The organism is Kitasatospora sp. NPDC127116, assembly GCF_042677365.1.
GTDB lineage: Bacteria > Actinomycetota > Actinomycetes > Streptomycetales > Streptomycetaceae > Kitasatospora > Kitasatospora lactacystinica.
Map to the genome: position 1 here is coordinate 1 of NZ_JBHXTL010000155.1, position 20,460 is coordinate 20,460.

Genomic DNA, 20,460 nt, shown 5'->3' on the forward strand with positions numbered 1-20,460 from the left:
CCGTACGGGTGTGCTCAGATCTTGACGGTGAGCCAGGCGCCGAGGCCGCTGCAGCCGCGGGCGTCGTAGGTGGTGCTGCGGTAGCCGGCCGGGATCGGCGAGTACGGGCAGGTCCAGATGCCGTTGCGGACCTGCTCGTGGAACCAGGCGCCGACGCCGCTGCAGCCCTTGACGTCGTAGTTCGTCAGCACGTAGCCGGGGACGATGGGCGAGCCGGAGCAGGTCCACAGCCGGTTCTGGGCGGGCTGCTGGTACCACGAGCCGTGGTTGTTGCAGCCGCCGGCGTTGTACATGGTGATGACGTAGCCGGCCGGGACGGGCGCCCCGGAGCAGCTCCAGCCGCCGGCCGCGGAGGCCGTGCCGGCGGCCGTCGTGCCGGTGAGCGCGGCCGCGAGGACGGCGACCGTGGCGGCGGCCCGTCCCGTGCGGGTCATCAGCTTGCGGAGGATCCTGGTCACGGCGACACCGTTCCGATCGGTCGTCTCCCCGCCGTGGGCACGGCGCGGGAGGGCGTAACAACGGGGATGCGCCGCACCCTAGTGGCGGTGATCAGGCCGCTGATAGATCCTCATCGGTGGATTTCTGTACCTGACCGAAAACGATCGATCGCATTCCGGTGGGCCCGGCCGCTACGGGCAGGTCTCGCCGAACTTCACGGCCGTCACACTGACCGGCTGACCGGTGAGGGCGGCGCCCGGAGCCGGATCCTGGCCGCACACCTGCCAGTTCGACTGAACCAGGACGGCACGGTTCTTCGGGCCGGCGTCCTTGGTGCTGAGGGACGTGTTGCCCGGCAGTGAATCCCGTACCACCGAGACGGCCTTGCCCTTGAAGTCGGGCATGGTGGATCCGGCCTTGGCGGGCCCGTTGGCGCCCTGGTCCTGGGCGGGGCAGTTCTCCTCCAGCTTCACCGCCCCCATGTCGATCCTCGTGCCGGTGGGGTGGCTGCCCGGGGCCGGGTTCTGCGCGCAGACCTTCCAGTTGCGGTCCAGGATCTGGTTGCGGTCGCGACCGAGCGCGTCATGACTGGTCAGGAGGAAGAACCCGGCGCTCTGCGCGGTGTCCTGGGCGGACTGCAGCCCCATGCCGACGAAGTTCGGGAGCACGGCCGTTCCGGCGGCGGCGGCCGCAGGTGCGCCCGTTGCGGGTGCAGGAGCGGGTGCGGGGGCTGCGGGTGCATCGGCTGTGGGTGCAGCTGCGGATGCGGTCTGCGAAGGGGCGCCGGCCGCCGACGGGCCCGCCGTGGCGCCGGCGCCGCTCCCGGTGGAGTCCTTCGGGTCGCAGGCGGTGAGGCCGAGAGCGGCCGTGATGGCCAGCAGGGCAGTGACGGTACGACGCATGGTCCCCCCATGACGTGACAGTTGTGGCAGGGGAACCGTAGCGATCGGCTCCGAGGGATACCGGTCCCGTGGTCAAGTCGTGATGCAGCCGTGAACAATCATGTCCACGAAGCACTGGCGTCGGAGGCGGTGGACGTGCCGGCGGTGGACGTGTCGGCGGTGACGGAAAGCGCGTTGTGTCCGCGCGGGCCGAGCGTCTAGTGTCACGCCCGACGGCGTGTAGCTCAGCAGGAGAGCACCGGGCTTGAGACCCGGAGGGCGCAGGGGCGGAACCTGCCACGTCGGCTTATGGACGACGACGCTGATCAGCAGCACTCCACCGGGGCCGGGGTGTCCGGGCCGTACCCGCAGCACCAGTTGGCCCGTGCGCTGCTCACCGCGCTGACCCACTCCGACGGCGAGACCCGCCGCCGTGCCGCGGCCCGCGCCGACCGCTGGCGCGCCGTGCTCGACGGTGCCGCCGCCGGGCGGTCGGCCGTCGGCTCGCGCACCCCGCTCCCCGGGCTGCCCGCCTGGGTGACGCCCGAGGTCGTCCGCGGCGGCTTCGCCACCTCCGCCGCGAGCGCCGAGGGGCCGCTCCAGCCGTACGAGCGCGAGGCCGCGGCCCTCGCCGGGGTACCGGCCGACCGCCGGGCCCTCTTCGCCCACTGCCTCACCGAGCCCGGCCTGGCGCGGCTGTACGAGCTGCTCGACAGCGGCCGCTACGAGGTCGCGGTGCCCGAGGAGGCGGCGCTGCTGACGGTCGCCTGGCTGGTCCGGGCCGGGGACACGGCCACCGCGCTCGACCTCGTCGACACCCTCGAACCGTTCGCCTCCCGGCTGCGCTTCACGCCCCGGCCCTCCGCGCTGCCCGCACCGGACCCCGAGGCGGTGCACCGGCACACCGTCGGCGACGCCGTCGACTCCCTCGTCGGCCGCCGGCCGAACGCCGCCGTGGAGGCGCAGCGGGAGGCCCTCGCCGTCTGGCAGCCCTTCGGCGACCGGCTGCTCGCCCACTGGCTGGAGGCCGTCGGCCCGGAGGCCACCGGCGTGGAGGCCGTCGATCCGCAGGCAGTCGAACCGGAGGCCGTCGACCGGAAGACCACCGGCGATGCCGGACGGATACCGGCGGGCGTGCCCGACGGCCCCTGGCGGGAGCGCGGCGCGCTGCTGCTGCGCCAGTACCGGGAACTCGCCGCGGCCCACACCCGCTGCACCAAGCACCGCGACCCGAAGGAGAACCTCGGCATCCTGCGCGGCGCCCTGGAGGAGGCCGTCGCCGGCCGGCCGCTGGACGCCCGCCGGCTGGGACTGCTGCGGCACGCGGTGGACTCCATGGTGCGCCGCCGCGGCCGGCCGGGATCGGCCGCGCACACCGAACTGCGCGCCCGTCAGGCCGTCCAGGCGGCGCGGCCCTCGTACCACGACCTCGCCCAGCTCGTGCTGCGCCGGCTCGCCGTACAGCCCCAGGAGACGGGCGCCGCCGAGGTCGGACCGCTGGTCGCCGACGTCTCCGCCGCCGAGGCGGCGGAGACCGGACTGCCCGCGGGCACCCCGGTGCCCGCGCCGGTCCGCCACCTCGTGGAAGCCACCCTGAGCGCCCCGATCGGCACCCTGGTGGAGCGCGGCGTCGTGCCCTCGGCCGAAGTCCTGGCCGAACTCGTCCCGCAACTCGTCGCCGCCACCGGCGTCGAGGCCTGTCCGGACGCGGCGTTGCGCACCCTCGCCGCCGCGAACTACCGGGCGTTCCGCAACCGCCGCTCGCTGCTCCTGCTGAACCTCGCCGCACAGGTGCGGGTCGAGGAACTGCCCTGGGTACGGGCGGTGGCGGCGCACCGCTCCGACGAGGACGGCCGCGGGCCCGCGCTCACCGCCCTGCGCCGGCTCGGCGAACTGGCTGTCCAGGCGTTCCCCGGCACGCTGCTGCCCAACGCGCTGGTCCGCGAACTCGCGGTGCTCGCCCGCCAGTCGGGGCTCGACGCGCCGCTGGTGGAGGAGTTGGCGGCGGACATCTTCGTCGGCAGGTTCACCCCGAAGTTCCTCGCGGCGGCGGGCGTCGCCGCGGAACTGCTCGGCGGCACGCTGTACGAGCGCTACTACGGCATCGACTACGCGGCGCTGCGCGGGCTCGCGACGGCGGACGCGACGGCGGACACGGGGACGGACGCGGGGACGGACGCGGGGACGGCGCGGTTCGCCGAGCTGTGCACGGGGCGCGCCGGGCCGGGTCCGGCCCGGTCGGTCGCCGCCAACGGCAAGGTCGTCGAGCAGGCCCAGATCCTCACCACCCACAACCTCGCCGTCCTGGTGGCCCGCGTCGGCATCCGCCCGAGCCCCGGCTGGGACGACCTCGCCCGCCGCGCCTTCACCACCGTCTGCCGCCGGACGGCCCGCGTCCACGGCAACCCGCGCCCGCTCGCCGCGATCAAGGACGCGGCGTACGCGTGGCGGCAGATGGTCCTCCACCTCTCGCTGTGCGCACCGGAGGAGCGGGCCCGGACCATCGCCGGCCTGGACGCGGAGGCCGCCCGCCATCCCGCACACGTCGCCGCCCGCCTCGCCCCGGCCCTGACCGGCCTGCGCCAGGCCGCCGCCGGGGGCTCGGCGGACGAGGGGGCGGGCCGGGTGCTCCTCGGCTGGACGACGGGCCCGCACTGGCTGCGCGCCGACCCCCGTCCGCCCGCCGGCCACCTGCCGCCGGCCGCCGCCGTCCTCCCGTGACGTCGGGGGCGAACGACCGCCCGCCGGCGCGGGGTTGTGGCACGGCCGTTCGTATCCACCCCCTATGATCCCAGCCCGGGGGGAAGTACGCCGAGCTGGTGCGACACAGCCGTGTCCGCTCCCTTCGGCGACGCACGCCCGCGCCGCCGATTCGACGACCGGGAGACGAAGACTCGGTGATACTCACTCAACGCCTGCGCCGCGGGCTGCTGGCCGGCGCCTCGGCGCTCGCGCTGGCGCTGCTGCCCGCGGGCCTCGCCCCCACCACGGCAGGCGCCACCACAGCGGACGCCACCACGGCCGGCGCCACCACGGCCGCTGCCGCACCGGCCGGTGACGGGTCCGGGCCGACGCCGGTGGACCTCAACACCACGCGCGCCTTCGCGGACACCTTCCGGCTGGACCCGTCCCAGGACACCGACCCGATGTACGGGCTGAACGTCGGGATCGACGCCCGGCAGTCGCCCCCGGAGAAGCAGCACGGCATCTCCTACACCCGGGTCTCCGGCCGCTGGGACACCTCGGTCGCGCCCGACCAGTGGTTCGTCCAGACCAGCCACCCGGACCACCCGAACAAGCTGCTGTTCGCCAAGGGCGTCTCCGCGGTCATGCTGGGCGCGCCGGCCGTCGCGGACGGCACCGGCCACTACACCGTCTCGACGGTGATCGACCCGGTCGTCGGCGACACCACCGGCAAGGACTGGGGCTCGATCGTGCTGAGCCGCAGCCACCGCGGCAACGGCTACGTCACCGGCGGCGACGTCGACCTCGGCCTGACCGTCAACTCGCGCGGCGAGCTCGCCCTCTTCCACGGCGGGGGCGGCGAGACGCCCTTCTGGACCGGTTCGGTCGCGCCCACGGCGCAGTACGCCGTCGCGCTCACCGTCTCCACCGGCGCCGACCGCGCCGTCACCCTGACGGTGAACGGCACCCCGTTCACCGTCTCCGCGCCGGCCGGGGTGACCCGCTGGCCGGGCAGCGGGTTCCTCTACCTCGGCGCCTACCTCTCCGACCCGAACCGCGTCACCACCTTCGGCGACGGCGCCGGCCACGGCCTGAACGTCAGCCGGATCGACACCAGCGCCACCCGCAGCGCCAAGCCGCTCGTCGACACCTTCGACGGCGCGCCCAACGCCACCGCCGACTTCGGGCTCAACCAGGACCTCGGCGCCCGCCAGCCGAGCCTGATCTCCGCCGACTACACCGCGGTCTCCGGCGTCAAGGGCCTGGCGCTCGACCCGCCGGCGGGCTCGGTGCAGGTCAACAGCCCGGCCCAGCCGAACGTGCTGTCGTTCCCCAAGGGCACCTCGGCGGTGCGCCTGAACAAGCCGGCCACCTCGGACGTCCAGAGCGGCGCCTACACGGTGCACGCCGTCCTGACCCCGGTCGTCGGCGCCACCACCGGCCAGGACTGGGCCTCCCTCGCCGTCAGCAACGCCTCGGGCGGCACGGGCGCCGTGGACGCCGAGGACGTCGCGCTCGGCCTGCGCGTCCAGGCCGACGGCGGGCTGACGCTCTTCCAGGGCGGCACGCCGACCGCCCTGACCGCCGTCCCCGCTGCGGGCTCCTACGAGGTGTCGGTCGCGCTGGCGACCGGCGACAAGCAGCAGGCGACCGTGCGGGTCAACGGCGCGACGGTCTTCTCCGGCCGCACCGACGCCCGGCTGCCCCGCGACGGCTACGTCTCGCTCGGCGCCCACCACTCGGCGGCCGGCCGGGTCACCACGGTGGACGACCTGCGGGTCTCCACGCTGGGCGGGCTCGGCTACTACGGGTTCTTCGACATCCGGGACCCGAACGAGCCGAACTACGGCGCCAACCACGCGCCGGAGGTGGCGCAGTGGACCAACTTCAACAACTACCTGCGCGACCAGGACCCCCGCCTGGAGTTCCTGGACCAGTGCCTGCCGGCCTCCTGCGTGATCGACCTCAACCAGGAGACGGTGATCCCGCGCTCGCCGGGTGACTGGCAGGTCACCCCGAACCCGAACGCCGCGCAGAACCTGCTCGATCTGGTGCGGCGCATCGGACCGAACATCGACAAGATCGGCGCCGTCGACATGACGGACGAGGCCTACTCCCACGGCCTGAACGGCGACCAGGTCAAGGCGCAGGCCCAGCAGATCAGGGCCGCGTTCCCGGACAAGACGCTGATCATGAGCCTCGACCGCTGGAACGCCGAGCAGACCGCGCCGATCCCGCCCGAGGTCGACATCGTCGGCTTCGACTACTACTGCGTGGGCCGCGGCGAGATCCAGTGGCGGCTGGCGAACCTGAAGACCTTCCTCTCCTCGCCCGACCAGCACCTGATGCTCTTCCCGGAGTCCACCAACGAGCAGGGCGTCGCCGACGGCTGCTACTCCGGCAAGACCGACGCGGACGTCGCGGCGTACAACGACGAGTACCGCGCGATCGCCGCGCAGGACCCCCGGGTCGTCTACCTGCAGAACTTCCGCTGGCTCGGCCCGGACCAGCCGACCAAGGTGCCGCTGACCGTCGCGGCCCAGCAGCGGATCGGCAGCGCCGTGGTCAACGCCACGCCCACACCGGCACCCGCTTCGGTGGGCGTGTACCGGCCGTCGGACGCCGGCTTCGCCGAGGCCGCCCACAACGGCTGGTACACCGGCCGGACCGGGTTCGGCGGCGGCGGCGACGCCGTCCCGCTGACCGGCCACTGGAACGGTCCCGGCACCGACACCATCGGCGTCTACCACCCCGACACCTCGACCTTCCAGCTGTCGAACGACAACGCCACCGTGGCCGCCACCTTCCCGTTCGGCGTCCCCGGCGACATCCCGCTGGTCGGCGACTGGAGCGGACAGGGACGGACGACGGTCGGCGTCTACCGGCCCAGCGACCAGTACTTCTACCTGTCCGACGACAACTCCACCATCACGTACCGGATCAAGCTGGGCAACGAGGGCTGGAAGCCGCTGGTCGGCGACTGGGACGGCAACGGCACCACCACCGTCGCCGTCTACGACCCGCAGACCCAGACCTTCTACCTGAACGACTCCAACCGGACGGAGCACCCGCGCCCGGGCGTCAGGTTCGGCAACCCCGGCGACCGCCCGATCAAGGGCGACTGGGACGGCACCGGAAAGGAGACCATCGGCGTCTACCGGCCCGGCGACCAGAGCTTCTACGGGGCCGCCGAGAACTCCGACCTGGTGATCTACAGCAAGAAGTTCGGCAACCCGGGCGACGTCCCGCTGGTGGGCAACTGGGGCTGACGCCTCCGCCCCGCCCGCGCGTCCGACAGGGCGCCCTCCCGACCGCCCCGCGGCGACCCATCCGGCGAAGCTGACACGCACCCGGCCCCCGCTCCCAGGCCCCGAACGGCGGGGGTGCGCCTCCTCCTGTCTGAGGCCCGGCGGTCCCGTCCGGTCACCTGACCAGGCGGGACCAGTCGGCCGGTTGGGCGGGGTCGAGTTGGCGGAGCTGGTCGAGGACCTTCGGGTCCTGGGCGTCGAGCCAGTCGGCGACCTGGCGGAAGGAGACGCAGCGGACGCCCTCGCGCTTGCAGACGTTCTTCATCACGTCCTCGATGGCCTGCATGTAGATGCCGCCGTTCCAGGACTCGAAGTGGTTGCCGATGAAGAGCGGGGCGCGGCTGCCGTTGTAGACGCGTTCGAAGCCGGCCAGGTAGCTCTCGCGGGTCTCCTTCTCCCAGGTGTCGTACTTCTTGGGGTCGCCGTTGGTGGTGTTCCCGGACTGGTTGGCCAGGAAGTTGAAGTCCATCGAGAGGCTCTGGGTCGACCTGCCGGGGTAGGGGAGCATCTGGAGCGGGAAGTTCCAGATGCCCTCCTTCTTCACCGGCCAGACCTGGAACTCGCCCGGGGAGCTGGCGTCGTAGCGGAAGCCCGCCGCCTTCTCGGCCGGCAGCAGGTTCTTCTGGCCCTCCAGGCAGGGGGCGCGGCCGCCGACCAGTTCCTTGGTGTAGTCGAAGGGGAGGGGCGGGACGTCCTTGAAGCCGGTGTTGGTCTTCCAGTTGGTGACGAAGGAGACGGCCTGGTCGAGCTCGCTCTTCCACTCCTCGGTGCTCCACTCGCCGCCGCCCTTGGCGTTGCAGAAGTGCCCGTTGAAGTGGGTGCCGACCTCGTTGCCGTCCTGCCAGGCGAGGCGCAGCTGTTCCAGGGTGTCCTTGATGTGGGGGTCGGTGGCGTAGTCGATGGAGGCGTCGCCGGGCTTGTGCTGCGGTGGCTTGTAGAGCGTGCTCCTGGACTTGGGGAGGGTGTAGAGGCCGCTCAGGAAGAAGGTCATCTGGGCGTTGTTCTCGACGCCGAGTTTGCGGAAGCGGGAGAACATGCGATCGTCGCCCTCCAGCGCGCCGTCCCAGGAGAAGACGACGAACTGCGGCGGCTTCTCGCCGGGCTTGAGCTTCTCGGGCGTGGGCTGCTTGGGCTGCGGGCCGGTGTAGGAGGTGGAGCCGTCGCCGAGCACCTTGACCTGGCCGTCCCAGGTGGGGGTGGGCGTGGGGGCGGGGGGTGGCGGGGCGGGGGTGTCGGTCGTGGCACTCGGGGCCGGGGTGGACGGGGTGGTGCCGGTGGCGGCCGTGGGTCTGCTCTGCGTGCCGGAGCATCCCGTCGCCAGGGCGGAGGTCCCGAGGACCCCCATCGCCAGCAGGATGGCCGAGCCGCGAGCAGTCCTCACCGGACCCCATTTCTCTGATCTTCGATCAGGCGGTGTTCAGAAGACGATCGATGGAAGTGATCATCAGAACACTTTTGATCGACCTCTGTCGAGGCGGGGCCGGTGCGACCGCGGTGGGGGCGGGGTCGGCGAGCAACTCCCTTGTGTCGCACGGCGGATGGCGTGATGAGAAGGCCTCGCCGGCGGCCCCCGCATCGATCGAACGCCCGAGCCGTGCGGCGCGGGGGTTCGCGGCATTGACAGGGGGCCTCCTGCGGTTGAATGCTAAGCAAGCGCTTAGTCAATGATCCGCTTCCCCGAGGAGCCGCCCGATGGCCGAGACCCCCGTCGACCCGCCAGGCCTGGACCTGGCCCGCCTCCGGGCCCACCTGGACCGCGAGCTGCCCGGCATCCTCCAGGGCCAGGGCCAGGGCCAGGGCCAGGGAGAGGGCCAGGGGCGGGGGCCGTTGCGGGCCGACCTCATCGAAGGCGGCCGCTCGAACCTCACGTACGTGCTGAGCGACGGCGCCTCCCGCGCGGTCCTCCGGCGACCGCCGCTCGGGCACGTCCTCGCCACCGCGCACGACATGGGCCGCGAGTACCGGGTGATGACCGCGCTGCGCGACACCGGGGTCCCCGTCCCCCGCACCCTGCTGCTCGACCCGGACACCGACACCCTCGGCGCCCCCTGGTACCTGATGGAGTACGTCCCCGGCACCGCCCACCGGGACGCCGCCCCGCTGGCCGCCCTCGGCGAACAGCGGGTGCACGCGCTCGGGCGCAGGCTGGTCGACACCCTCGCCACCCTGCACGGGATCGACCCGGCCGCCGTCGGCCTCGCCGACTTCGGCCGCCCGGAGGGCTACCTGGAGCGCCAGCTGCGCCGCTGGTCGAAGCAGTTGGAAGCCTCCCGCAGCCGCGACCTGCCGGACCTCGACCGCCTGCGCGCCGGGCTCGCCGAGCGGCTGCCGGTCTCGCCCGCGCCCGCGCTGGTGCACGGCGACTACCGGCTCGACAACGTCCTGGTCGACGCGGACGACACCATCGCCGCCGTCCTGGACTGGGAGATGTCCACCCTCGGCGACCCGCTCACCGATGTCGGCCTGCTGGTGATGTACACCGAACTCGCCGGCGTCGGCGGCGGCATCATCCCCTCCGCCATGACCGCCCCCGGCTTCCCGAAGCCCGACGAGATCGTCTCCTCCTACGCCGACGCGACCGGGCGCCGGGCGGAGGACCTCGACTGGTACGTCGCCTTCGCCTCGTTCAAGCTCGCCGCCGTCGCCGAGGGCATCCACTTCCGCTTCCGGCAGGGCCGCACCCTGGGCGCCGGCTTCGAGCGCGCCGGCGAGATGGCCCCGATCCTCGCCCGGCACGGCCTGAGCACCCTCAAGGCCTGAGCACCCTCAAGGAGAGCCGAGAACCCGATGGACTTCGCCTACGACGCCCGGACGAACGAGCTCCGCGAGCAGCTGCTCGCCTTCATGGACGAGCACGTGTACCCCGCCGAGCCCGTCCTCGCCGCCCAGCTCGCGGCCCGACCCGCCGACCCGGCCCGCGACCGGTGGGCCGTCCCCCCGGTCGTCGCCGACCTCCAGACCGAGGCCCGCAAGCAGGGGCTCTGGAATCTCTTCTTTGTGGACAAGCACAGCCTCCCCGGCGAGCCCGGTGCCGGCCTGACCAACCTCCAGTACGCCCCGCTCGCCGAAATCACCGGCCGCAGCATCCAGTTGGCCCCGCCCGCGCTCAACTGCGCGGCGCCCGACACCGGCAACATGGAGCTGCTCGCCCAGTTCGGCAGCGCCGAGCAGCGCGAGCGCTGGCTGCGCCCGCTGCTGGACGGCGCGATCCGCTCGGCCTTCGCGATGACCGAGCCCGAGGTGGCCTCCTCGGACGCCACCAACATCGCCACCCGGATCGAGCGGGACGGCGAGGAGTACGTCGTCAATGGCCGCAAGTGGTACATCACCGGGGCGATGAACCCCGACTGCCGGATCCTCATCGTGATGGGCAGGACCGACCCGGCCGCCGAACCCCACCGGCAGCAGAGCATGGTGCTCGTCCCGCGCGACACCCCGGGCGTGACCGTGCGGCGCGGCATGACGGTCTTCGGGTACGACGACGCCGATCACGGCGGCCACGCCGAGGTGCTGTTCGAGGACGTCCGCGTCCCGGTGGAGAACCTGATCGGCGAGGAGGGCACGGGCTTCGCCATCGCCCAGGCCCGGCTCGGCCCCGGCCGCATCCACCACTGCATGCGCGCCATCGGCATCGCCGAGCGGGCGCTGGAACTGATGTGCCGCCGGGCCGACGAGCGGGTGGCGTTCGGGAAGCCGCTGGCCGAGCAGGGCGTGGTGCAGGACTGGATCGCCGAGTCCCGGGTGCGGATCGAGCAGTTGCGGCTGCTGGTGCTGAAGACCGCCTGGCTGATGGACACCGTCGGCAACCGCGGTGCGCACACCGAGATCCAGGCGATCAAGATCGCCACCCCGCGCACCGTCGAGTGGATCCTCGACAAGGCCGTCCAGGCCCACGGCGCCGCCGGCGTCAGCCAGGACACCCCGCTCGCCCAGCTGTGGGCCGGCAACCGCACCCTGCGGCTGGCGGACGGCCCCGACGAGGTGCACAAGCGCTCGCTGGCCCGGAGGGAACTGCGCAAGTACCGGCGCTGACCCGTAGGGGTGTCATACCCGGCTATTCAGGGACGTGTTGGCCCTCTGGTATGACGGCCGCGGCCCGTCCCCGACCGTAGTGTCCTGCGTGTTCGATCGATCGGAGCACGGAGGACATCATGGGCATTCCGGGACGGGCCGTGGCGGCGGTGGTGCTGGCGGCGGCAACGGCGGTGGGCACGATCGGTACGGCCGTGGGGGCGGTCGCGCCGGGGGACGCGGGCCCCGGGCGGCAGGCCCGGGCCTGGCTGCCCGAGCCCAGCGGGCCGTACCCGATCGGGACCACCGCGCTGCACCTCACCGACACCGGACGGGAGGACCCCTGGCACCCCGGGCAGCGGCGCGAGCTGATGATCAGCCTCTGGTACCCGACCTCCCACCCGGCCTCCGGCGACGAGCGGGCCCCGTACATGGAGCCCGCCGCCGGCCGGCACTTCGACGGCCCGGACGGTGTCGGCCTGCTCAACTACGGCACCGAGCCCGGCCGCACCGACTGGTCGGCCATCCGCACCCACGCGCGCAAGGACGCCCCGGCGCTGCCCGGCGGCCCGCGCCCGGTCGTGCTGTACTCGCCCGGCCTCGGCGACCCGCGCACCTGGGGGACGGCGCTGGTCGAGGACCTCGCCTCGCGCGGCTACGTGGTGGTCACCGTCGACCACACCTACGAGGCCTCCGAAGTCGCCTTCCCCGGCGGCGACCTGGCCACCTCGGTGCTCCCCGGCATGCTCGGTCGGCCCGGCCTGGACATCGGCGCGGTGCTGCGCAAGGCGATGGACACCCGGGTCGCCGACACCCGCTTCGTCCTGGACCGGCTCGCCGGCCTGGGCACGCGGTCGGGCCTGCCCGCCGGGGTGGCCGGGGCCCTCGACCTCGGCCGGATCGGCATGGTCGGCCAGTCGGCGGGCGGCTTCACCGCGCTCCAGGCCATGCACGACGACCCGCGGATCGCGGCCGGGATCAACATGGACGGGCAGATGCACTTCCCCGGCCCCGACGGCCACACCGGCGTCCTCCTGCCCAGCGTCGCCGAGGACGGCCTGAACCGGCCGTTCCTGCTGATGGGCACCGGCGGCGAGGACTCCGGCGGCTACCGCGACCAGCCCGGCTGGAACGCCCTGTGGCAGCACAGCACCGGCTGGCACGCCGACGTCACCCTCACCGGCTCCCGCCACGGCTCGTACACCGACGCCCAGCCGCTGCTGCCGCAGCTCGCCCGCCAGGGCGTGCTCAGCGCCGAGCAGCTGCGCAAGGACGTCGGCGACATCCGCCCCGGCCGCGCCGAACTCGCCACCCGCTCCTACGTGGCGTCCTTCTTCGACCGCTGGCTGCGCGGCCAGGACGACCACCTGCTGGACGGGCCCTCGGCGCGCTTCCCCGAGGTGGCGTACGAGCGGTAGCGGGCCGGGGCGGCGGGCGGATTCCCGTGCCGCCCCCTTCCGGAGGGGCCGAGGGGGAGGTTCCGCACGGCGCCGAATTGCCGTCAGGGGGCCTCGCCGCACGGCCGCTCGCGGATTTCGAAACGGTATTTCCTGTCCTATTCAGTGAATGACTACGCGCGTTGATCCCCTTTCATCAACGTTGCTTGACCTGCTTGGACGCGCTTCTTAATCGATCCTTACCCCGCGCCGTTGACCGGTGTTCATCAGCTCTGCTTTCCTTCTTGCCACGCAGGCGGCAAATGCCGACGGACCGTCAATTCCGGGTGTGCGAATGAATTCGACCGGAACCCGGCCCGACGGAATCCGCCGCCGGCCCTTCCCCCACAAAGGGATCGTTCCCGGCTCCCGAGGCCGCGGACGATCGGCAGAAGAGAGGCACCCTCACCCATGGGTCACTCCCCCAGGACAGGACGCGCGAGGTACGCGGCGCTCACCGGAATAGCGTCGCTCGCGCTCGCCGCCGCCGGCTTGGCCGGCGCGGCCGGTCCGGCCTCCGCGCAGGACATCTCCGGCTCGCAGGGCAGCACCACCAACGAGTTCAACCCCTGGAGCCCGCAGAACGGCCACCCCTACCGGCACGGCGCGGTCCCCGGCATGTCCCAGCACGAGAACTACAAGAAGTGGCTCGCCGCCCACGACCAGGCCGCGGCGACCGGTCAGCAGACGCTGTCGTACGGCGGCGGCGTCGACGGGATCGGCGTGCAGAGCGGGCACTCCAAGGTCTACCTGGTCTTCTACGGCAACCAGTGGGGCACCCAGACAACCGACGCCGGCGGCAACGCGAAGTTCTCCAACGACTCGGCCGGTGCCGCCGGTGCCACCCAGCAGATGTTCAAGGGCATCGGCACCAACGGCGAGACCTGGTCGGCCGACCTGACCCAGTGGTGCGACGGCCCCACCGTCGCCACCGGTGCCGTGAGCTGCCCGTCCGGCGCCAACTTCATCCCGTACCAGAGCGGCGGCGTCCTGTCCGGCGTCTGGTACGACAACGCGGCCGCCTCGCCGAGCCAGGCCAGCGGCAACCAGCTCGCCCAGGAGGCCGTCAAGGCCGCCGGACACTTCGGCAACACCACCGCCGCCGCCAACCGGGACGCGTACTACATCGTCCTGTCGCCGCACGGCACCAACCCGGACGACTACCAGAACCCGACCACCGGGTACTGCGCCTGGCACGACTGGAACGGTGACACCACCCTCACCGGCGGTGCGGCGAGCTCGCCCTACGGCGACATCGCCTTCTCCAACCAGCCGTACAACATCGACGCGGGCTCCAACTGCGGCGTCGGCTTCGTCAACTCGCCCGGCACGCTGGACGGCTGGACGATGACCCTCGGCCACGAGTGGCACGAGATGATGTCCGACCAGAACCCGGCCGGAGGCTGGACCAACCACGTCTCCGGCAGCAGCTACAACGGCCAGGAGAACTCCGACGAGTGCGCCTGGATCCAGCCCGGCAGCACCGGCGGCGCCGCCAACATCTCCTTCGGGGCATTCGGCAGCTACGCCGAGCAGGCCAGCTGGTCCAACGACACCAACTCCTGCGCGATCTCGCACGCCATCCTGACCCACGGCAACTCGGTCACCGTCACCAACCCGGGCAACCAGAGCGGCACCGTCGGCACCGCGGTCGGCCTGCAGATCAACGCCACCGACTCGGCCACCGGCCAGACCCTGGGCTACTCGGCCACCGGCCTGCCGGCCGGCCTGTCGATCAACGCCTCGACCGGCCTGATCTCCGGCACCCCGACCGCCGCCGGCACCTCCAGCGTCACGGTCACCGCCACCGACACCACCGGCGCCGCCGGCAGCACCACCTTCACCTGGACCGAGTCCACCGGCGGGGGCGGTGGCAACGCCGTCACCAACGGTGGACTGGAGACCGGCAGCCTGACCGGCTGGACCACCGCCGGCAGCACCTCCGCCACCGCCTCCGCCGCCCACAGCGGCGGCTACGGCGCCATGGTCGGCTCCACCGGCCCGACCGGGGACTCCTCGATCGCCCAGACCTTCACCGCGCCGACCGGCTCCAGCAAGCTGTCCTTCTGGTACAGCAACACCTGTGACGACACCGTCACCTACGACTGGGCCACCGCCACCCTGAAGGACAACACCACCGGCACGACGACCACGGTCCTGGCCAAGACCTGCACCACCACCGGCACCTGGACCAACAAGGCGGCGACCGTCACCCCGGGCCACTCCTACACCCTCACCCTGAGCAACCACGACGACAACTACCCGGGTGACCCGACCTACACCTACTACGACGACGTGACCGTCTCCTGACGACCGCCGCGCCGAACGCACCGGGGTGGGCCCAGCGCCCGCCCCGGTGCCGTTTCCGGTCCGAGCGCCGTCCGGCGGGATCCGAACCGGCCGCCGGGGCGTCGAACCGGTACCCCGGAACAACAGCAGGAGGAACCGCCGTGAACCCGAGAAGATCCGCCGCCCCGGTACTCGCGGCCGCCCTGCTCGCCCTGGCCGGCTGCGCCTCCACCGGAACGGGCCCGTCGACGCCCACCGCCGCGTCGACCGCGTCGACCGCGTCGACCGCGCCGAGCCCGGCGACGGTCACGGTGGACGAGCACGCCGACCGCACCACCCTGAAGGCCGCCGTCGGCACGACCGTCACGCTCGCCCTCCACAGCACCTACTGGTCGGCCGCGACCAGTTCCGCCCCCGACGTCCTCGCGCCGGAAGGCTCCCCGACCACCGCCCCGTCCCCGTCCTGCCGCCCCGGCGGCGGCTGCGGCACCGTCACCGCCTCCTTCACCGCCCGCGCCCCCGGCACCGCCCGCCTCACCGCGACCCGCACCAGCTGCGGCGAGGCCCTCAACTGCCCGCCCGAGCAGCGCGGCTACGACGTCACCGTCGAGGTCACTGGGTGAGACCCGACCCCTAGCGGATCTCCGAGCCGGGGTTGGCCTCGTCCCACTGCCGCCGGGAGTCGACGATCGCGTCGTGGTGGCCGTACGACCAGTCCGCCATCGCCCGCACCAGGTGGGTCAGGCTGTGCCCGAGCGGCGTCAGCTCGTACTCCACCTGCGGGGGGACGGTCGGGTGGACGGTCCGCGAGACCAGGCCGTCGCGCTCCAGGCGGCGCACGGTCAGGGTGAGCATCCGCTGCGAGATGCCCGGCAGGGCGCGCTGCAGTTCGCGGAACCGCCGTACGCCCTGGGCGAGTTCGACGACGGTGAGGACCGACCACTTGTCGCCCAGGCGGTCCAGCAGGTCGCGGATCCCGCAGTCCACGCCGTCCTCGCACCAGACCACCGGGCGGGACGTGGTTACCGCGGTGTGCCCTGCTGACATGAATGTGCCTCCTTACGCCGGACGCCCAGGCTATCGAGGATGGTCGTGCAGCCGACGACCGATCACCCCTGGAGGAACCCATGCTGCTCGTCACCGGAGTCAACGGAGGCCTGGGCGCGCTCGTCCTGGCGCGGCTCGCCGGCCGGGAGGGCGTCGTCGCCGGCTCGCGCACGCCCGGGGAGGTGCCGCACGGCGTCCCGGCCCGGCTGGTGGACTTCGACCGGCCGGACACCCTGGCGGAGGCCTTCGCCGGGGTGCGGACCCTGCTGCTGATCTCGGCCGGCGCCGCGGAGGACGACGTGGTGATCGCCCGGCACGGCGCCGCGATCGAGGCGGCGGAGCGGGCGGGCGTCGAGCACCTCGTGTACACCAGCCTCTCGGGCGACGGCGACCACCTGCCCTACGCCCTCGCCCACCGCTGGACGGAGCGGCGGCTGCGCGCGTCCGCCACGCTGCGCTGGACGGTGCTGCGCAACGGCCTGTACGCCGAGTTGCTGGGGGCGATCACCGCGCCCGGCCCGGACGGGGTGATCGGCGCTCCGCTCGGGGACGGGAAGCTCGCGGCGGTGGCCCGGGCGGACCTCGCGGAGGTGGCGGTGAACGTCGCCCTGGCGCCGGCCGGGCACGCGGGCCGCACCTACGAGCTGGTGGGGGAGCGGGCGGTGGGCGGCGCGGAGGTGGCCGAGGCGCTCGGCGCCGAGTACCGCCCGGGACGGCTGACCGAGGCCCGGGCGGCGGTGGCGGCCTCGGACGCGCGGGACTTCCAGGTGCCGATGGTGGTCGGCACCTACTCGGCGATCGCCCACGGCTTCCTCGCGGGCCCGGGCGGGCCGGGTGATCTCGCGGCCCTGCTCGGCCGCGAGCCCCGTCCGGCCCTGGAGGTCATCACCGAGGGGCGGTGACCACGGCGCGGGTGACCGCCGGTTGTGCGAGCCCCGACGCACGGCACCGGCCCGCGCGCTCCGCGCGGGCCGGTGCCGTCATCCGGGGGGTGCTGTGTCACTCCATGGGCCGGGTGCCCTGGTCCGCGCTGCCGGCCTGCGGGCGGCGTCTGCGGTTGGCGGTGAGGAGCACGGGGACGCCCGCGGCGAGCAGGAGCGCGCCCGCCGCGCCGATGAGGGTCAGGTTTCCGGCACCGGTCTCGGGCAGTTGGCCGTGCGGCGGGTGGGGCTGGCCGGACGGGTGGTGCGAGGGCGACGGAGAAGGAATGTGCGAGGGGGAGGGCGAGGGGGACGGGGACGGGGCCGACTGGGGTGGCGTGGCCGCGACCCGCGCCGTGGCGGGGCCCGACGTGACCGTGGTGGAGCCGGGCCCGGTGGCGGTGGCCACCGCGGTGTTGTCGATGTGCCCCTGGCGCAGGTCGGCCGCGGTGACGGTGTAGGTGCCCGTGCAGGTCGTCGACCCGCCGGGCGCCAGCGGCCCGGTGGGGCAGCTGATGGTGGGGGCGGTGCCGGAGCCGGAGAACGCGGTGTCGGCGACGGTGATGCCGGTGAGGGTGACGTTGCCGCTGTTGGTGGCCACCAGGGTGTAGGTGACGGTCTGGCCGGCGGCGGTCACCGTGGCCGGGGACGCGGACTTGGCGAGGGTGAGGGCCGGGGACCGGGTCAGCGTCACGGTGGCGGTGGCGGGGGGCGAGGTCACCGGGGGCCCGGAGGGCGGGGTGCCGGTCGCGGTGGCGGTGTTGGTGATCGTCCCGGCGTCGATGTCGGCCTGGGTGACGGTGTAGGTGGCCGTGCAGGTGATCGACGCTCCCGGCTCCAGGGGCGTCGACGGGCAGGTGATCACGGGCGGGGTGCCCTTGCCGGAGAAGGAGGTGTCCGTCACCGACAGGCCCGTCAGGGTGACGTTGCCGGTGTTGGTCACCACGTAGGAGTAGTCGAGGACCTGGCCGGGGGTGAGGGTGGCGACCACGGTGTTGCGCCGGTTGTTGCCGCCGCCGTTGTTGCCCCCGCCGTTGTGGCCCCCGCCCCCGCCGCCGCCGGCGACGGACACGATCTTGTCGAGGGTGAGCGCGGCCGGAGGGCCGGTCACGGTGGCGGTGGCGGGCGGTGAGGTGACCGGGGGCCCGTAGGGCGGGGTCCCGGTCGCGGTGGCGGTGTTGGTGATCGTCCCGGCGGTGACGTCGGCCTGGGTGACGGTGTAGGTGGCCGAGCAGGTGAAACTCGTGCCGACGGGCAGGATGGCCGACGGGCAGGAGATCGCGGGCGGGGTTCCCGTGCCGGAGAACGAGGTGTCGGTGACGTTGATGTCCGTCAGGTCGACGTTCCCGGTGTTGGTCACCGTGAAGTAGTAGATGAGGGGCTCGCCGACGGCGATGGTGGTCATCAGGGTGTTGCGCCGGCTGTTGCCGCCGCTGCCGCCCCCGCCGGAGGTGATGGCGATCTTGTCGAGGGCCAGGCCGGCCTGGTTCTGCGGGGAGGTCACCGTCGCTGTGGCGGGCCCTGACGTGACCGGGGGCCCGGAGGGCGGGGTGCCGGTCGCGGTGGCGGTGTTGGTGATCGACCCGGCGGCCACGTCGGCCTGCGTCACCGTGTACGAGCCGGTGCAGGTCATCGACTCGCCCGGCGGCAGCGTGGTCGCCGGGCAGGAGATCGCGGGCGGGGTGCCCGTGCCGGAGAAGGAGGTGTCCGTCACCGACACCCCCGTCAGCGTGACGTTCCCGGTGTTCATCACGTCGTACGTGTAGGAGATCGTCTGACCGACCGTCAACGTGGTCACGGAGGTCGAGCGTCGGCTGTTGGTGCCGCCGCCGTTGTTCCCACCCCCGTTGTTCCCGCCGCCCCCGCCGTCGTTCCCGCCCCCGCCGTTGCCTCCGGACGGTGCCCCGGCCTTCTGCAGGGAGATCGCCGCGCTCTGGATGGCGGCCAGGGTGGCGGTGGCGCCGGGCGCGGTGACCGTGGATCCGGTGGACGTCCGACCGGTGGCGGTGCCGATGCTCGTGACGCCGCCCGCGTCGATGTCCGCCTGGGTCACGGTGTACGGGGCGGTGCAGGTCGTCGCGGAGCCGGGGGCGAGGTCGGTCCCCTGGCACGAGACCACCAGCGGGCCCGCGGTGCCGCTGAAGGACGTGGTGGTGACCGTGACTCCGGTGAGCGGCTCGTCACCGTTGTTCGTGACCACGAAGGAGAAGGTCGCGTTCTCGCCGACCGTGTTGACGGTCGTCGGGGAGACCGACTGGGAGAGCGACAGCGAGGGCGACTGCGCCGCGGCCTTCCCGGCCAGGGGGAAGCCGGTGACGGACACGGTCGCCACGGCCGCCGCGGTCGTCAACGCCATCAGGGTCCGGCGGAGGACCCGCCGGGCCCTCGGCGCCCCCGAAGGCGGTCCGGACTCCCCCGAGTCGTGCGGCGGCCGGGTTGTGCGGACTCTCATGCGGGTACTCCCAGGTCGACTCGGGCACCGGCGCCCGAACACTGGCGCGGCGGGTGGGACGGCTTTGACGGTGTGAAACGCGAGCCGCGCATCCGTTCGCCGGAGGCACCCGGGCCGACCCGGTCGAACGACTGCGCACCATGTCACCGCACGCCTGCCGCCTCGGCAGCGGACATGCGAGGCCGGTTATCGCCCCGGGCAGTGCCGCGCGGCACCGTGAAACGCCCGAAAGGCACCTGATCGGTTGCCGTACGTCACCTCTCCGGCCGAGGTCCCGCAGGCGGGCCGTGCTCCCGGGGCGCCGGTCTCACCCGGTTCGGACCGCGGGGACCGTCCGGTTCCGGTCCGATCGGGGTGGGGCTCCTGCATCGGTGGTAGATCGGGCCTGCAACCGGGTGACCGCGCGGGCGGGGCTGCCCCGTGACGCCCGGGCCGACCGGCTACCCCTTCCGCCATGACCAACACCAGCAAGTACCTGCTCGCCGGCGGCCTCACGGTCGCGCTGGCCGTCCTCTCCACGGGTCCCGCGGCCGCGGGCCACGACGAGGGGGTCGAACACGGCGAGTCCGGATACACCCTGCCCTCGGGCGCGTGCTTCAACGCGCACGGCGACGCCGACGCCGACGGCATCGCCGCGGCATCGCCGGGTGTGCTGTCCGGCAACCTGATCCAGATCCCCGTCAACCTCGAGGCCAACGTCTGCGGCAACTCCATCGACATCGTCGGCCTGCTCAACCCGGCGGGCGGCGGCGGGGGCGGCGGCAACAACGGCGGTGGCAACAACGGGGGTGGCAACAACGGCGGTGGGGGCGGCAACAACGGCGGCGGCAGCAGCGGGGGCAACAGCTAGGAGCGCGCGGCGTCGAGCGGGGCGAGGCCACAGCCAACGGGCGGTTGGCGACGCACCTGTTGGCGGGGCGGGCCGGCGGCGGGGGAGGAGGCGGGCGGCGCGGAGGACCCCGGGGGGTGGCGGGGGGGCTGGTGGGGGGGCGG

Annotated in this window: 14 protein-coding genes and 1 tRNA gene; 10 read left to right on the plus strand and 5 right to left on the minus strand. The window is 73.3% G+C overall.

Features of this window, described 5'->3' with window-relative positions; genetic code table 11:
• Window positions 1–14: 14 nt before the first annotated feature.
• Complete coding sequence (locus ACFVHV_RS38100; protein ID WP_380357664.1) at window positions 15–458, minus strand: hypothetical protein; 444 nt, start codon at window positions 456–458, stop codon at window positions 15–17.
• A gap of 171 nt (window positions 459–629) precedes the next feature.
• The gene (locus ACFVHV_RS38105) at window positions 630–1,106 is read right to left on the minus strand and encodes a hypothetical protein (RefSeq protein WP_380357667.1); all 477 of its coding nucleotides are present in this window, start codon (window positions 1,104–1,106) and stop codon (window positions 630–632) included.
• A 447-nt stretch (window positions 1,107–1,553) separates the two neighbouring features.
• Between ACFVHV_RS38105 and ACFVHV_RS38110 the strand changes: the two genes are divergently transcribed.
• The 3 genes from ACFVHV_RS38110 to ACFVHV_RS38120 all read left to right on the plus strand — a co-directional run bounded on the left by ACFVHV_RS38110 (window position 1,554) and on the right by ACFVHV_RS38120 (window position 7,273).
• A tRNA-Ser gene (locus ACFVHV_RS38110) sits at window positions 1,554–1,625 on the plus strand.
• A gap of 3 nt (window positions 1,626–1,628) precedes the next feature.
• A complete protein-coding gene (locus ACFVHV_RS38115) occupies window positions 1,629–4,040 on the plus strand; it encodes a hypothetical protein (protein WP_380357669.1) in 2,412 nt (803 codons plus the stop codon).
• Between the two features lie 176 nt (window positions 4,041–4,216).
• The gene (locus ACFVHV_RS38120; protein WP_380357672.1) at window positions 4,217–7,273 is read left to right on the plus strand and encodes a hypothetical protein; all 3,057 of its coding nucleotides are present in this window, start codon (window positions 4,217–4,219) and stop codon (window positions 7,271–7,273) included.
• Between the two features lie 154 nt (window positions 7,274–7,427).
• On the opposite strand, the gene ACFVHV_RS38125 is transcribed toward ACFVHV_RS38120, so the two are convergent.
• Window positions 7,428–8,657 carry a hypothetical protein gene (locus ACFVHV_RS38125; RefSeq protein ID WP_380357690.1) on the minus strand — a complete coding sequence of 410 codons (1,230 nt, stop codon included), beginning with the start codon at window positions 8,655–8,657 and terminating at the stop codon, window positions 7,428–7,430.
• A 347-nt stretch (window positions 8,658–9,004) separates the two neighbouring features.
• Between ACFVHV_RS38125 and ACFVHV_RS38130 the strand changes: the two genes are divergently transcribed.
• From ACFVHV_RS38130 to ACFVHV_RS38150, 5 genes are all read left to right on the plus strand, one after another.
• The gene (locus ACFVHV_RS38130) at window positions 9,005–10,072 is read left to right on the plus strand and encodes a phosphotransferase family protein (RefSeq protein WP_380357674.1); all 1,068 of its coding nucleotides are present in this window, start codon (window positions 9,005–9,007) and stop codon (window positions 10,070–10,072) included.
• A 27-nt stretch (window positions 10,073–10,099) separates the two neighbouring features.
• On the plus strand, window positions 10,100–11,344 hold the full coding sequence (locus tag ACFVHV_RS38135) for an acyl-CoA dehydrogenase family protein (protein WP_359909282.1): 1,245 nt from the start codon (window positions 10,100–10,102) through the stop codon (window positions 11,342–11,344).
• Window positions 11,345–11,463: 119 nt separating this feature from the next.
• Complete coding sequence (locus tag ACFVHV_RS38140; RefSeq protein WP_380357677.1) at window positions 11,464–12,741, plus strand: alpha/beta hydrolase family protein; 1,278 nt, start codon at window positions 11,464–11,466, stop codon at window positions 12,739–12,741.
• A gap of 429 nt (window positions 12,742–13,170) precedes the next feature.
• Window positions 13,171–15,069 (plus strand): putative Ig domain-containing protein, encoded by a 1,899-nt coding sequence (locus ACFVHV_RS38145; RefSeq protein ID WP_359909277.1) that lies wholly within the window; start codon window positions 13,171–13,173, stop codon window positions 15,067–15,069.
• Window positions 15,070–15,209: 140 nt separating this feature from the next.
• Window positions 15,210–15,671: a hypothetical protein gene (locus tag ACFVHV_RS38150; RefSeq protein ID WP_380357680.1), complete on the plus strand. Its 462-nt coding sequence runs from the start codon at window positions 15,210–15,212 to the stop codon at window positions 15,669–15,671.
• A gap of 10 nt (window positions 15,672–15,681) precedes the next feature.
• Here the strand turns inward: ACFVHV_RS38150 and ACFVHV_RS38155 are convergent, their stop codons facing one another.
• Window positions 15,682–16,095 carry a helix-turn-helix domain-containing protein gene (locus tag ACFVHV_RS38155; protein ID WP_359909271.1) on the minus strand — a complete coding sequence of 138 codons (414 nt, stop codon included), beginning with the start codon at window positions 16,093–16,095 and terminating at the stop codon, window positions 15,682–15,684.
• Between the two features lie 80 nt (window positions 16,096–16,175).
• Here ACFVHV_RS38155 and ACFVHV_RS38160 point away from each other — a divergent pair, with 80 nt between their 5' ends.
• Entirely contained in the window at window positions 16,176–16,997 is an 822-nt protein-coding gene (locus ACFVHV_RS38160) for an NAD(P)H-binding protein (RefSeq protein ID WP_380357683.1), read from the plus strand.
• A 97-nt stretch (window positions 16,998–17,094) separates the two neighbouring features.
• Here ACFVHV_RS38160 and ACFVHV_RS38165 read toward each other — a convergent pair whose 3' ends face one another.
• Entirely contained in the window at window positions 17,095–19,365 is a 2,271-nt protein-coding gene (locus ACFVHV_RS38165; RefSeq protein WP_380357685.1) for a hypothetical protein, read from the minus strand.
• 556 nt (window positions 19,366–19,921) lie between these two features.
• Here ACFVHV_RS38165 and ACFVHV_RS38170 point away from each other — a divergent pair.
• On the plus strand, window positions 19,922–20,317 hold the full coding sequence (locus tag ACFVHV_RS38170) for a chaplin (RefSeq protein ID WP_380357687.1): 396 nt from the start codon (window positions 19,922–19,924) through the stop codon (window positions 20,315–20,317).
• The last annotated feature ends 143 nt before the right edge of the window (window positions 20,318–20,460 follow it).

What these genes read in the sequence shown, in the direction of transcription:
- ACFVHV_RS38125 (WP_380357690.1), bottom strand. Translation starts at nt 8,657, where the DNA reads ATGGGGGTCCTCGGGACCTCCGCCCTGGCGACGGGATGCTCCGGCACG.
- ACFVHV_RS38145 (WP_359909277.1), top strand. Translation starts at nt 13,171, where the DNA reads ATGGGTCACTCCCCCAGGACAGGACGCGCGAGGTACGCGGCGCTCACC.
- ACFVHV_RS38115 (WP_380357669.1), top strand. Translation starts at nt 1,629, where the DNA reads ATGGACGACGACGCTGATCAGCAGCACTCCACCGGGGCCGGGGTGTCC.
- ACFVHV_RS38160 (WP_380357683.1), top strand. Translation starts at nt 16,176, where the DNA reads ATGCTGCTCGTCACCGGAGTCAACGGAGGCCTGGGCGCGCTCGTCCTG.
- ACFVHV_RS38130 (WP_380357674.1), top strand. Translation starts at nt 9,005, where the DNA reads ATGGCCGAGACCCCCGTCGACCCGCCAGGCCTGGACCTGGCCCGCCTC.
- ACFVHV_RS38170 (WP_380357687.1), top strand. Translation starts at nt 19,922, where the DNA reads ATGACCAACACCAGCAAGTACCTGCTCGCCGGCGGCCTCACGGTCGCG.
- ACFVHV_RS38135 (WP_359909282.1), top strand. Translation starts at nt 10,100, where the DNA reads ATGGACTTCGCCTACGACGCCCGGACGAACGAGCTCCGCGAGCAGCTG.
- ACFVHV_RS38140 (WP_380357677.1), top strand. Translation starts at nt 11,464, where the DNA reads ATGGGCATTCCGGGACGGGCCGTGGCGGCGGTGGTGCTGGCGGCGGCA.
- ACFVHV_RS38155 (WP_359909271.1), bottom strand. Translation starts at nt 16,095, where the DNA reads ATGTCAGCAGGGCACACCGCGGTAACCACGTCCCGCCCGGTGGTCTGG.